11 protein-coding genes are annotated in these 11,920 nt (G+C 70.0%); 6 read left to right on the top strand and 5 right to left on the bottom strand.

All coding sequences use genetic code 11. The annotated features are described in order from the left end of the window. Positions 1-25 precede the first annotated feature (25 nt). A complete protein-coding gene (locus H0X95_RS20515; protein ID WP_048987747.1) occupies positions 26-1,078 on the top strand; it encodes a CaiB/BaiF CoA transferase family protein in 1,053 nt (350 codons plus the stop codon). A gap of 58 nt (positions 1,079-1,136) precedes the next feature. On the opposite strand, the gene H0X95_RS20510 is transcribed toward H0X95_RS20515, so the two are convergent. Beyond that, entirely contained in the window at positions 1,137-1,580 is a 444-nt protein-coding gene (locus tag H0X95_RS20510) for a PaaI family thioesterase (RefSeq protein WP_006480333.1), read from the bottom strand. Between the two features lie 281 nt (positions 1,581-1,861). On the opposite strand from H0X95_RS20510, the gene H0X95_RS20505 reads away from it, so the two are divergent. After that, a complete protein-coding gene (locus tag H0X95_RS20505; RefSeq protein ID WP_006481657.1) occupies positions 1,862-3,481 on the top strand; it encodes a methyl-accepting chemotaxis protein in 1,620 nt (539 codons plus the stop codon). Here H0X95_RS20505 and H0X95_RS20500 read toward each other — a convergent pair. Further along, positions 3,454-4,563, bottom strand: a complete 1,110-nt coding sequence (locus H0X95_RS20500) for an AGE family epimerase/isomerase (RefSeq protein ID WP_043204485.1) — start codon at positions 4,561-4,563, stop codon at positions 3,454-3,456. The two genes, H0X95_RS20505 and H0X95_RS20500, sit on opposite strands and share 28 nt — an antisense overlap. A gap of 114 nt (positions 4,564-4,677) precedes the next feature. On the opposite strand from H0X95_RS20500, the gene H0X95_RS20495 reads away from it, so the two are divergent. From H0X95_RS20495 to H0X95_RS20480, 4 genes are all read left to right on the top strand, one after another. Further along, positions 4,678-5,376, top strand: a complete 699-nt coding sequence (locus H0X95_RS20495; protein ID WP_006481660.1) for an MgtC/SapB family protein — start codon at positions 4,678-4,680, stop codon at positions 5,374-5,376. Positions 5,377-5,468: 92 nt separating this feature from the next. After that, positions 5,469-6,833, top strand: a complete 1,365-nt coding sequence (locus H0X95_RS20490; protein ID WP_059722154.1) for a hypothetical protein — start codon at positions 5,469-5,471, stop codon at positions 6,831-6,833. A gap of 175 nt (positions 6,834-7,008) precedes the next feature. Next, the gene (locus H0X95_RS20485; RefSeq protein ID WP_006481665.1) at positions 7,009-7,164 is read left to right on the top strand and encodes a hypothetical protein; all 156 of its coding nucleotides are present in this window, start codon (positions 7,009-7,011) and stop codon (positions 7,162-7,164) included. Positions 7,165-7,338: 174 nt separating this feature from the next. Beyond that, the gene (locus H0X95_RS20480; protein WP_034203175.1) at positions 7,339-7,818 is read left to right on the top strand and encodes a GNAT family N-acetyltransferase; all 480 of its coding nucleotides are present in this window, start codon (positions 7,339-7,341) and stop codon (positions 7,816-7,818) included. Positions 7,819-7,952: 134 nt separating this feature from the next. On the opposite strand, the gene H0X95_RS20475 is transcribed toward H0X95_RS20480, so the two are convergent. The 3 genes from H0X95_RS20475 to H0X95_RS20465 form a co-directional block, all read right to left on the bottom strand. Further along, positions 7,953-10,997 carry a heavy metal translocating P-type ATPase gene (locus tag H0X95_RS20475; protein WP_080403553.1) on the bottom strand — a complete coding sequence of 1,015 codons (3,045 nt, stop codon included), beginning with the start codon at positions 10,995-10,997 and terminating at the stop codon, positions 7,953-7,955. Positions 10,998-11,186: 189 nt separating this feature from the next. Beyond that, positions 11,187-11,510 carry a type II toxin-antitoxin system HicB family antitoxin gene (locus H0X95_RS20470; RefSeq protein ID WP_006494366.1) on the bottom strand — a complete coding sequence of 108 codons (324 nt, stop codon included), beginning with the start codon at positions 11,508-11,510 and terminating at the stop codon, positions 11,187-11,189. Then, a complete protein-coding gene (locus tag H0X95_RS20465) occupies positions 11,507-11,671 on the bottom strand; it encodes a hypothetical protein (RefSeq protein WP_230878249.1) in 165 nt (54 codons plus the stop codon). Before H0X95_RS20465 ends, H0X95_RS20470 begins: the two co-directional genes overlap by 4 nt. Positions 11,672-11,920: the final 249 nt, after the last annotated feature.

Here is an 11,920-nt window from a genome sequence, read left to right as displayed (position 1 = left end):
CCGACTGCATTTCAGCGAGGTCACCATGTCATTGAACGCGCCGCTTGCCGGCATCCACATCGTCGAATTCGAAGGGCTCGGCCCCGGCCCGCTCGCGGGCTGGATGCTCGCCGGCATGGGCGCGCGCATCACGCTGATCGCGCGCCCGTCCGGCCGAACCAGCGCGCCGGACGCGCTGCGGGCTCGCGACGGCGATCTGTTGCGCGAAGGCAAGACGATCGTCGAACTCGACCTGAAGGCGCCGGCCGGGCGTGACGCCGCGCTCGATCTGATCGCGCAAGCCGATGCGCTGATCGAGGGCTTGCGGCCCGGCGTGATGGAGCGGCTCGGCCTCGGGCCCGACGTTTGCGCGCGCCGCAATCCCAAGTTGGTCTACGGGCGCATGACCGGCTGGGGCCAGGATGGACCGCTGGCAGCCGCGGCCGGGCACGACCTGAACTACGTCGCGCTGACCGGGCTGCTGTCGCTGTCCGCGCCCCGCGACGGTCGGCCCGGCGTGCCGCCGACGGTCGTCGGCGATGCGGGCGGCGCGCTCGGGCTCGCGTTCGGCATCGTCTGCGCATTGCTCGACGTGCGCGGCGGCGGGCCGGGGCGGGTGGTCGACGGCGCGATCGTCGACATCGTGTCGATGCTCGGTTCGCTCGCGCTGTGGGCGCGCGCGAACGGCCAGCTCGACGGTGCGCAGCCGAGCCTGTTCCACGACGCGCCGTTCTACGACGTGTATCGCTGCGCGGACGGCGAATGCGTGACGATCGGCGCGCTCGAACCGCCGTTCTATGCGCTGCTGGTCGAACGGCTCGGGCTGACCGACGTCGATCCCGCGTCGCAGTACGACCGGGCGCGCTGGCCCGCGCTGAAGGCGCGTTTCGCAGACGTGTTCGCGCGGCAGCCGTCCGCGCACTGGCGCGCGCTGCTCGAAGGCACCGATGCGTGTTTCGCGCCGGTGCTGAGCGTGGCCGACGCGGCCGTGCACCCGCACAACGCGGCGCGCGGGATCTATCGGACGGATGAGCACGGGAACGTGCGGGCGCGGGTGGCGCCGCGGTTTTTGCCGCTGGTGGGGGACGACGCGGCCTAGCGGCGCGACCTGGGCGCCAGGCGGCCGCGATATTGGGCGCCGGCCGTTCAGGCCGTTCTCACGCCGTTTCCACCGGCGCATCCGGCATCTTGCCGTCGCCGACGCGGTTGATCGTGCCTTGCGCGATCGCGACGAGCCGCTCGTGATCGCCGTCGATGACGAACACATGGCACTGGCAGGTCGCCTGGTGCCGGCCAGCGTAGACGAGCTTCGCGCGGGCGACGAGCGTGCCGTTCACGGCCGGCCGCAGATAGTTGATCTTGTATTCGGCGGTGATCACGCGCGGGCCGAGCACGAGCGCGCCGGCGAACGTCAGCGCGTTGTCCGCGAGATAGCTGATGACGCCGCCGTGCACGAAACCGTGCTGCTGCCGCAATTCCTCGCGCACGGGCAGGCACAGCGACACTTCGTTGTCGCCGATGTGCATCAGCTCCGTGCCCAGCAGCATGCTGAACGGCTGCGCGCGCAATGCGCCGCGCGCGTGGTCCGTGATGTCGGTCATCGAACTTTCCTTCGAAATGCGTGCCCGCTTGCGCTGAACTCTAGGAAGGGGGCTCCGGATAAGCAAGGAAATTCGTCCGCGTTTCGTGCAAATCCTGGCGCGATGCAACGCGATTATTGCGCCGAATACACAAGATCTCCGCGTTTGCGCGCGATTCGACGCGAATGCGCGAGCGAAGCGCGCACTTGACCTGCGTTGCCGCTGATTCCGCCTAAAGTCCGACGAAGAAATGCCGCTAATGCCGGGGCATCGCCTCATCGTCCGCTCTCCAGGAATCCCCCATGTTCGGAAAAATCAAGCTCGCGTCGGGTCTGCTCGGCGTGTTGACCGTGTTCTGTCTCTTCCTGTTCGCGATCGAAGCGCTCGGCTTCTGGGCGCTCACGTCGACGCGCAGCGGCGTCGACGATCTGTCGAATGTCGCGATCGCGCAGGTCGACGCGGCCAGCCGGGCGACCGAGCAACTGCTCGACGCGCGCATCAACCTGTCGCGTGCCGGCACGCGGATGGTGCGCGGCGGGCCGAAGCCCGAAGACATCATCCGCCACGCGGGCACGTCGCTCGCGCAAGCGGACAAGGCGTTCGCCGTACTGACGGCCGCGCAGGCGGTCGACGACACCAACCGCGCGCGCGTCGCGGCGCTCACCGAGCGCTATCGCGCGCTGCGCGGCGCGCTGGGCGAACTCGTGCAGTTCCTCGACGCCGACAACATCCAGGCGTTCCTCGACCAGCCGACCCAGGGCTTCCAGGACGCGTACATCGCCGAGCTGCATCGCTTCACCGACTATGGCGGCACGTCGAGCCGCGCGGCGCTCGACACTATCGACGGCGGCATGCTGTGGTTCAAGTCGGTCGGCATCGTGCTGCTGGTGGCGATGCTCGCGGCGAGCGCGGCGATCTACGCGGCCGCGCGGCGCGCGGTCGTCGCGCCGCTGGAGCAGGCCGGCCGCCATTTCGAGCGGATCGCGCAAGGCCGTCTCGACGAAGCCGTGCAGGCGGGCGGCGTGTTCGAGATCGACCGGATGCTGCGCGGCCTCGCCGCGATGCAGACGAGCATCGCGGGCACCGTGCGCACGGTGCGCCAGGCGTCCGACGCGATTCACCTCGGCGCGGGCGAGATCGCGGGCGGCAACGCCGACCTGTCGGCGCGCACGGGCACGCAGGCCGCGTCGCTCGAGGAAACCGCCGCGAGCATGGAGGAACTGACCGCGACGGTCCGGCAGAACACCGACAGCGCCCGCGCGGCGAGCGCGCTGGCCGACGCGGCGCTCGAAGCGACGAGCCACGGCGGCGGCGTGGTCGACAGCGTGATCGACCGGATGCGCGGCATCGCGCAGAGTTCGGGGCGGATCGCGGAGATCATCTCGGTGATCGACGGCATCGCGTTCCAGACCAACATCCTCGCGCTGAACGCGGCGGTCGAGGCCGCGCGGGCCGGCGAACAGGGGCGCGGCTTCGCGGTGGTCGCGGGCGAAGTGCGTTCGCTCGCGCAGCGCAGCGCGCAATCGGCGAAGGAGATCAAGGCGTTGATCGAGGATTCGGTCGCGCAGATCAACGGCGGCGCGGCGCTCGTCGAGCGCGCCGGCGACGCGATGCGCACGGTGTCGGCGTCGATCACGCGGGTCGTGCAGACGATGTCGGAAATCACCGCGGCGTCGGTCGAGCAGAGCGTCGGGATCGAGCAGGTGAACCAGGCCGTCACGCAGATGGACCAGCTCACGCAGCAGAACGCGGCGCTGGTCGAGGAAGTCGCGGCGGCCGCCGCGTCGCTGAACGACCAGACCGCGCACCTGATGCAGGCGGTGTCGGTGTTCGAACTGGGCGACGGGCGCGCCGCGCATGGCGAGCGCGCGGCGCCGTCGTTCGCCGCGGCGGGTTACGCGCCGGTCGGCAGCGCCGCGTAGGCGGTCGCGAGGTGGTAGGGCGTCGTCGACGGCATGTCGGCGCGCGACACCTGCCCGTCCGCCGTCTTGCACTCGAACCAGCCGCGCGGATGCAGGAAGCGCGCGGCGAACCGCTCGATCTGCCGCGCGAGCGGCGCGGAGGCCGGCGTGCCGCCGTGCGTCGCCAGCGCGCGCAGGTATTCGGTCTGCGCCCAGATCCGCTGCGTGCCGTCGATGCATGCGCCGTGCGCGTCGAGCGCCGCGCACACGCCGCCCGTCCGCGGATCGACGCCGTACTGCTCGGCGAACGCGAACGCGCGCGACAGCGCGGCGGGCAGCCCGGTCCGCGCGAGCCGCGCACCGGCCGCATCCACCAGATAGAACCACTCGAACTGATGGCCGGGCTCGAAACGGTTGTCGGCCGCGCCGAGCGGCAGCTCGGCCACGCAGCCGGTCGCCGCATCGACGAACGTGCGCTCGACGGCCTGCGCGGTGCGCGCGAGCGCATCGTCGAACGCGGTATCGCCGAACGCATCGGCGGCCGCGAGCCACGCTTCGGTCAGATGCATCAGCGGATTCTGCAGCGCGCCGCTGCCGGACGACGAGAAATCGGCGTGGCGCGCGGCATCGAGCAGCGCGTCGCCGGGGCGCGGCGCGAAGCGGTCCTGGATCAGCGCGGCGGTTGCTTCGGCCACCGTGCGCGCGGCGGCGTCGCCCGACGCCGCATGCCACGCGGCGCATGCGAACACGATGAACGCATGCGTATAGAGATCCTTGGTCGTATCGAGCGGCGCGCCCTGCGCGTCGACGCTGTAGATCCAGCCGCCGTGGCGCGGGTCGCGAAAGTGCCGGCACAGCGCGTCGAACAGCGTGGCCGCGTGCGCGGTGTCGCCGGCCTGCGCGAACACGAACAGTTGCCTTGCGCACGCCATTGCGCGATAACGGGTCACGGGCAGCGGCGCATGGGTGGCCGGATCGACGGCCTCGAACGGCAGTTGCAATGCTGGGTCGAACCCTGAACCCCGCCAGATCGGCAAGACGACGTGCGCGAAATGGTGGCGCAGCTGGGCGGCCTGGGCGGAAGCGGAGTCGGAAACGGACATGGCGGGGTTGAGCGCTTGGATCGAAACGTGTCGGCGCGGCCCGGAGAATCGGCGCGGCCGGGGCCAAGGATAAAACATTCCGCGCGGCCGGCACCAAAAAAGGAGAGAAATAGGATGCTCAGCAACCTGGAACTCGTGATGCGGCTCGTTCTCGCGGCGGCGCTCGGCAGCGTCATCGGCTTCGAGCGCGAGCGCCTGTCGTGGGCGGCCGGCCTGCGCACGCACATGCTGGTGTGCGTCGGCTCGACGCTGATCATGATCGTGTCGGCGTTCGGTTTCGCCGACGTGCTCGGCACCAGCGACCACGTCGTGCTCGATCCGTCGCGGATCGCCGCGCAGGTCGTGTCGGGCATCGGTTTCCTCGGCGCGGGCTCGATCCTGCTGCGCGGCGAGATCGTGCGCGGGCTGACGACGGCCGCGAGCCTGTGGTCGGTCGCCGCGATCGGCCTGGCGGTGGGCGGCGGGCTCTATGTCGCGTCCATTTCGGCGACCATCATCATCCTGATCATCCTGGCCGGCATCAAGCCGCTGGAACGACGCTATTTCACGGTGCGCCAGCGGCGCCAGCTCGCGTTGACGGTGGCCGGCGGCACGCTGACGTTCGATTCGCTGCACGCGGCGCTCGGCCCCGACAGTGCGCGCGTGAAGCAGTTCATCGTGCAGCGCGCGGACGACACGGGCGAGCAGGACGAGGTGCGCATCGCGCTGGCGCGCGTGTCGGAACTCGAATACAAGGCGATCTGCGACAAGCTGCGCGCGCTGCCGGGCGTCACGCGTTTCGACGGCGGGAACGGGCTGTCGGGCGACGAATAGCGTGAATCGGTTGCGGGGCGTGCGACAATGGCCGATCACCGATTCCGTTCGACATCCGGGTCCGCGCTTGCGGGCCCCGCCATCCGATTTCCATGACCGAATCCGTTTCCACGCCTCGCTCCCGCTCCCGTTCCACCCGTTCGTCGGCCCGTTCGCGCCAGCGCTCGGCCGCTGCCGCAGGCAGCACGTCCGCCCGGGCGACGGCACGATCCGGCAGCGCGCCGGCCGGCGACGCGCCGCGCGACGAACGGACGCTCGACCTGTTCGGCGATCCGGTGCTCGAGCCGGGCGAGCGCATGCCGGTGGCGGCGCACGATGAAGCGAGCGTGGAGGGCGATGCGGCAGCCGGTGTCGACGACGGTCGACAGGCCATGCTGGACGGGTTCAGTCCGCCAGCGGATGCGGCCGTGGCAACGCGTGCGGAAGCGGAGAGTGCGGCGGCGACGGTTGCGGCGGTCGAGGCCGTTTCGACGCCTGAAGGCGGGACGGCCGCGAACGTCTACAGCGCATCCGCAGAGCGTCTTGCAGCGCAGGCCGCCGATTTGCCCGCGGGCGCTGGCGCCGCCACGAAGATCGATGGTCCCGTGATCGACGGTGCCGCGAAGGCGGCGACGAAGCTGCAAGCCGCCGATGGCGTTGCGGCGCGGACGGTCGAATCGCAAGCAGCGGACGTGGAAGCCGCGAAGCCTGCAGTCGAGGCGGCGGTCGTCAAATCCCGCGAAGGGAAATCTTCCGGTGATGCCGCGAAGGAACGCCGCGCGTCGTCGGGCGGCAAACGCCGGGCGGCTGCCGATGCCAACGAAGCGGCGGCGACGCCGGCCGTGCCGGTTGCGCCGAGCGTCGATTCGAAGCCGGAAGCCGTCGATGCGAACCCGCCGTCGGTCCAGGCTGCGCCGGCCGAGCCGCAGACGCAGGCACCGTCCGCACAGCCGCCCGAACCGGTCATTGCCACGCCATTCGCGAAGCCTCGCGACGCAGCGGCGCAGCCCGACGCTTCGCCGTCGCCGGTTGCACAGCCGGTGGCATCCGTCGCGTCGTTCGTGACCAGGCCATCGTCCGAGCGTACGCAACCGGCCGCGCCGGCCTTCGATCCGGACACCCACCTGCGCCCGCTGACCGACCGGCTCGCCGCGCTGCAGGCCGACGTCGACGGCCTGACCCGCGCGGCCGATCGCGAGATGCGCCGCGTCAACCGCTTGCTGCTCGCGCTGGCCGTCGTCGTGCTGGCGGGGCTCGTCGCGCTGGTGCTGCAAACGCGGCAGATCGCGCATCTGAAGCAGGACGTCGCCACCAAGCAGCAACGGATCGATCGTCTCGCGGCCGACCTGTCGACGCAGCAGGCCACGCTGATGACGCTCGAGGAGCACCACGAAGCGCTGCTGTCGCAAGTCGACCGGCTGCAACGCAACGCGAACCGCGAGGCGGCCGTCGCAAAGCGGGTCCGCCGCACGCGTTAATCGTTTCGACCCTATCCAGGAAGCCCGGCGCAGCAAGGATTGCCGTTTCGCACCGACGCGCGGATGTCGCGTGCGTGCGGCAAACCGATGCAGCGCACTGGCAGAGTTAAGGGAAAACCCTTAGAATGGAGGTCGTCTAAGGGAAAACCCTAGCCACATCTGTCAGGAGTCTCACATGAGCTTCATCCTCGCCCTGCTGCAAAAGATCGACGACCTGTTCGTGTCCCCGCACCTGCCGCTCGACGCCGAATACTCGTACGCCGCGCGTCGTGCCGAAGCCGAGCGCGTGCGTCGTGCGCACCTCGTGCCGATCGTCCTGTACCGTCGCTGATTCGCTGATTCGCTGATTCGCTGATTCGCTGATTCGCTGATTCGCTGATTCGCTGATTCGCTGATTCGGCGCGGCGTCCGCCGCACCTGCCTGCCCGTGTCCACCGCCGCATCGCGCGCCGGTGCGAGTGTCCCGCTACACTGGAAGTCCGATTCCGTTCACGGCGACCGGGCCATGTTGCAGATGCGGCCGATGACGGCCGGCGAATTCCACGCGTACCGCACGCGAGCCATCGACGGCTACGCGCGCGACCTCGTTTCCTCCGGACAAAATGCTGTCGAAGACGCGCCCGACCGTGCGCGCGCCTGTTTCGACACGCTGCTGCCGGACGGCCTGCTGACCGCCGGCCAGACCCTCGTCACACTCATCGATGGCGCCAGCGGCGACACGGTGGGCGACCTCTGGTACGCGATCGTCCCCGAAGGGCCGAACCGCACGCTGTTCATCTACGACCTCGACATCGTCCCGTCCCGGCGCCGCCAGGGCTGGGCCACGCGCGCGCTCGATGCGCTCGATGCCGAGGCGCGCCGGTACGGCGTCACCGAGATCGGGCTGTCGGTCTTCAATCACAACGCGGCGGCGCGTGCGCTGTATCGTGCATGCGGCTTCGCGCCGATCACGACGACGTTGATCAAACCGGTCGTGTCGAACTGAATCCGCCGGCATCGCGATGCATCGTCACGTGCTGTCGGTTCGGCGCACTGCGTAGCCGGCTGTCTTCCCGATCCTTCCTGCCGATCGAACGCCGAACGGCCCGTTCGGCCGTCCGCCATTCACCGCTTGCCGCCTCAACGCGCGCGGCCTTTCCATCTCCGCAGCAGCAGCGCGTTGGTTACGACGCTGACGCTGGAAAACGCCATCGCCGCGCCCGCGATCACCGGGTTCAACAAGCCGAGCGCCGCGAGCGGCACGCCGACGAGGTTGTACACGAACGCCCAGAACAGGTTCTGCTGGATCTTGCGGTACGTGCGCTTCGAGATGTCGATCGCGTCGGCGACGAGCGCCGGGTCGCCGCGCATCAGCGTGATGCCGGCCGTGTGCATCGCGACGTCGGTGCCGGTCGCCATCGCGATGCCGACGTCCGCCGCGGCGAGCGCGGGCGCATCGTTGATCCCGTCGCCGACCATCGCGACGACGCCGCCGTGCGTGCGCTTCAGCTCGGCGACGACGCGTGCCTTGTCGTCGGGCAGCACCTGCGCGTGCACTTCGCCGATGCCGAGCGCCGCCGCGACGGCCGCCGCGCTGCCACGGTTGTCGCCCGTCACGAGTGCGCTCGCGACGCCGCGCGCCGACAGCGCCGCGATCGCGTCGCGGGCGCCCGGCTTCACGGTGTCGCCGAATGCGATCAGCGCGAGCACCGCGCGCGGCGCATCGACGCGCATCAACCACGAGATCGTGTTGCCGGCGCGTTCGAGTTCCGCCGCGCGCGCGTCGAGCGCCGGCGGTACCGCGATGCCGAGTTCGTCGCGCCAGCGCGTACTGCCGAGCGCAAGTTGTTGCCCGCCGACGTGCGCTTCCACACCGCGCCCGGCCACCGCGCGTGCATCGGTCGCGACGACCGGCGCGGCTGCGCCGCCCTGTGCGGCCACGTCGGCGTCATGCGCGGCGACCACCGCGCGCGCGAGCGGATGGTCGCTCTGCCGCTGTACGGCCGCCGCGAGCGCGAGCGCTTCGTCGCGCGGCACGCCGACGGCGTCGAACGCCGTCACGGACGGTTTGCCTTCGGTCAGCGTACCGGTCTTGTCGAACGCGATCACGGTCGTGCGCTGCGCGAGTTCGAGCGCCTGCGCGTCCTTGATCAGCACGCCGTGCCGGGCCGCGACGCCGGTGCCGGCCATGATCGCGGCCGGCGTCGCGAGACCGAGCGCGCACGGGCAGGCGATCACGAGCACCGCGACCGCGTTGAGGATCGCGGTTTCCATCCCGGCGCCGGCGATCAGCCAGCCGACCAGCGTCAGCACGGCGATGCCGAGGATCGCCGGCACGAACACCTCGCTGACGCGATCGACGAGCCGCTGGATCGGCGCCTTCTCGGCCTGCGCGGATTCGACGAGGCGGATGATGCGCGCGAGCGTCGTCTCCGCGCCGATCGCGGTGGTTGCGACGACGAGCGCGCCTTCGCCGTTGATCGAGCCGGCCGTGACGGCGTCGCCGTCGTCCTTCGGCACGGGCAGGCTTTCGCCGGTGATCAGCGATTCGTCGATGTGCGAGCGGCCCGACACGATCCGCCCGTCGACCGGCACGCGCTCGCCGGGCCGGATGCTGACGTGCGTGCCGACGCGCACCTGCGACAGCGGCACGTCGCGTTCGACGCCGTGCTCGACGACCCGCGCGCGGTCGGGGCGCAGCGCGTTCAGCGCGCGGATTGCCTCGGTGGTCTGGCGCTTCGCGCGCGATTCGAGCCACTTGCCGAAGCGCACGAGCGTGACGATGACGGCCGACGCTTCGAAATACAGATGGCCCGGATGTGCGGGATCGCGCAGCAGCATCCACAGGCTCAGCCCGTACGCGGCCGACGTGCCGAGCGCGACGAGCAGGTCCATGTTGCCGGTGCGCGCCTTCACCGCATGCCAGGCCGCGCGATAGAAGCGTGCGCCGAAGCCGAACTGCACGATCGACGCGAGCACGAGCTGGAGCCAGCCGGGCAGCATCAGGTCGAGGCCGAACGGCGCGGCGAGCATCGGCGCGACGAGCGGCGCGCTCAGCACGGCGGCGCCGATCACGAGGTTGCGTTCGCGGATGGCCTCGCGGCGCTTGCGTGCGTCGGCGTCCGGCGCGGGGCCGGCCGGTTGCGCGTCGGCGCCGGCCGTTGCGCCGGCGGGTGACGCGGCGGGAAGCGATGCATGGTAGCCGGCCGTGGTGACGGCCGCGATCAGCGCGGCGGCGTCGAGTGCGCCGGCGCCGTGCACCGACGCGCGCTCGGTCGCGAGATTGACCGTCGCGCGCGCGACGCCCGGCACGGCGGCCAGCGCTTTTTCGACGCGGCCGGCGCAGGACGCGCAGGTCATGCCGCCGATGTCGAGTTCGACGTCGGCGGCCGCGGCGGGGGCGGCAGGCGTGGCGACGGCCGCCGGTGTCGCGCCGTAGCCGGCCTGTTTCACCGCTTCGGCAAGCTGGGCGGCGGATACGTCGGCCGACGCGTCGACCGTCGCGCGTTCAGTTGCCAGATTGACCGAGGCGCGCGTGACGCCCGGCACTTTCGCGAGCGCCTTCTCGACACGCGACACGCACGACGCGCAGGTCATCCCGTCGATGTCGAGTTCGATGCTCGCGGGCGTAGCGGGGCGGGTCGGGGCGGCGGCCGGGGCATTGGTATCCGACGCTGTCGGCGTCGCGCCATAGCCGGCCTGTTTCACGGCATCTGCCAATTGCGCGGCGGAAACCCCGGCCGACGCGTCGACCGTCGCGCGTTCGGTCGCAAGGTTGACCGATGCGCGCGTGACGCCCGGCACCTTCGCGAGCGCCTTTTCGACGCGCGACACACATGACGCGCAGGTCATGCCTTCGATATCGAGTTCGATCGTCGCGGCGGCGGCCGGCGCGGACGACGTTGCTTCGCGCGCCGCCGGCGTGGCCACACCGGCTTCGACGGCCGCGTCGCGCACCGCTGCGTGGTAGCCGGCCTCACGGATCGCGTCGACGAGCCGGTCGGGCTCGACCGTGTCCTGAGCGGTGACCGTCGCCGCATGTGCATCGAGATCGACCGCCGCATCGACGACGCCCGGCACGGCGGCCAGCGCGCGCTGCACGCGGCCCGTGCAGCCGCCGCAATGCATGCCGTCGACGCTCAGCGCGATCGTTTGCCGTGCCGCGGAGGCAAGTGGTTCAGTCATGTCGGATTCCCCAAAAGCGCGGTTCGTGCCGCGAATGGTTCCAGTATCAACATTCCCATGATGGTAAGGTCAAGCGCCGGCGACGATGCGACGCAGGTCGATGCACACAGGTTGTCACAACGCGGAAAAAGCGATCGCCCGGCTTCCGGACGGACGACCGGGCGACCGAGCGTGCCGGGGTGTGTGCGCTCAGGCGCAGAGCTTGGCGCTTGCGAGGCGATTGAGGCTGACGCCTTGCTCGGCGGCCTGGATGACCAGCGCGCGGTGCGCCTGCGGCGGGATGCGGACCTTGAATTCGCCGCTGTAGGTTCGGTCGGCGATCGGTTCGGGCACGGTCTCGCCGTTCGCGGTCATCTCGCTCACGACGTCGGCGACGAGCCGGCGAATGCCGACCAGTGCGCCCTCCGGTGTTGCGTCGAGCCACGAAAGAGACGGGAATTCCGCGCAGAGGCCGACGTGCTCCCCGTCCTCCGGGGACCACGTTACGCGGTACGTAAAGTGGTCTTGGGTCATGATTTTTGTTCCTTCAGTCGATCGATCGCGTCGAGAACCTGCGAGATCTCGAACAGATCGATGAAGCGCACCTTCGCGGGCTTGCGCGTCATTTGGTCGAGGATTCTTCCATTCGCTTGGCGTAGCCTGTGGTGCCAATAGTGACACCATTGGTCGATCATCGTCGACGGCCCTCGTCCAGCCATCATTCCGGCGCGATGGCGCCGTTTCAGATTTTTGTCGAATCCTGTGCAATATTTCAGATTCGTTGATAGTTCGACTACCGTTTTACCCGTTATTCGGCATATTGGGGGATGCCCTTAGGCGCTATGATACCGGCCTGACATCAGCGCCCACCGTTACGAAACGTAGCGAAACGGTCATCCGGGTACGCTGGGGTGCCCTGTTTTAGCCGTTCGCGAGACGAACAG

This window comes from Burkholderia sp. 9779_493 (assembly GCF_015712215.1).
GTDB lineage: Bacteria > Pseudomonadota > Gammaproteobacteria > Burkholderiales > Burkholderiaceae > Burkholderia > Burkholderia cenocepacia.
Note: the sequence above shows the minus strand (reverse complement) of the source record. Positions and strands in the feature narration are given on the sequence as shown.

What these genes read in the sequence shown, in the direction of transcription:
- H0X95_RS20470 (WP_006494366.1), bottom strand. Translation starts at nt 11,510, where the DNA reads ATGACCCAAGACCACTTTACGTACCGCGTAACGTGGTCCCCGGAGGAC.
- H0X95_RS20465 (WP_230878249.1), bottom strand. Translation starts at nt 11,671, where the DNA reads ATGATCGACCAATGGTGTCACTATTGGCACCACAGGCTACGCCAAGCG.
- H0X95_RS20475 (WP_080403553.1), bottom strand. Translation starts at nt 10,997, where the DNA reads ATGACTGAACCACTTGCCTCCGCGGCACGGCAAACGATCGCGCTGAGC.
- H0X95_RS20490 (WP_059722154.1), top strand. Translation starts at nt 5,469, where the DNA reads ATGACCGAATCCGTTTCCACGCCTCGCTCCCGCTCCCGTTCCACCCGT.
- H0X95_RS20510 (WP_006480333.1), bottom strand. Translation starts at nt 1,580, where the DNA reads ATGACCGACATCACGGACCACGCGCGCGGCGCATTGCGCGCGCAGCCG.
- H0X95_RS20515 (WP_048987747.1), top strand. Translation starts at nt 26, where the DNA reads ATGTCATTGAACGCGCCGCTTGCCGGCATCCACATCGTCGAATTCGAA.
- H0X95_RS20505 (WP_006481657.1), top strand. Translation starts at nt 1,862, where the DNA reads ATGTTCGGAAAAATCAAGCTCGCGTCGGGTCTGCTCGGCGTGTTGACC.
- H0X95_RS20500 (WP_043204485.1), bottom strand. Translation starts at nt 4,563, where the DNA reads ATGTCCGTTTCCGACTCCGCTTCCGCCCAGGCCGCCCAGCTGCGCCAC.
- H0X95_RS20485 (WP_006481665.1), top strand. Translation starts at nt 7,009, where the DNA reads ATGAGCTTCATCCTCGCCCTGCTGCAAAAGATCGACGACCTGTTCGTG.
- H0X95_RS20480 (WP_034203175.1), top strand. Translation starts at nt 7,339, where the DNA reads ATGTTGCAGATGCGGCCGATGACGGCCGGCGAATTCCACGCGTACCGC.
- H0X95_RS20495 (WP_006481660.1), top strand. Translation starts at nt 4,678, where the DNA reads ATGCTCAGCAACCTGGAACTCGTGATGCGGCTCGTTCTCGCGGCGGCG.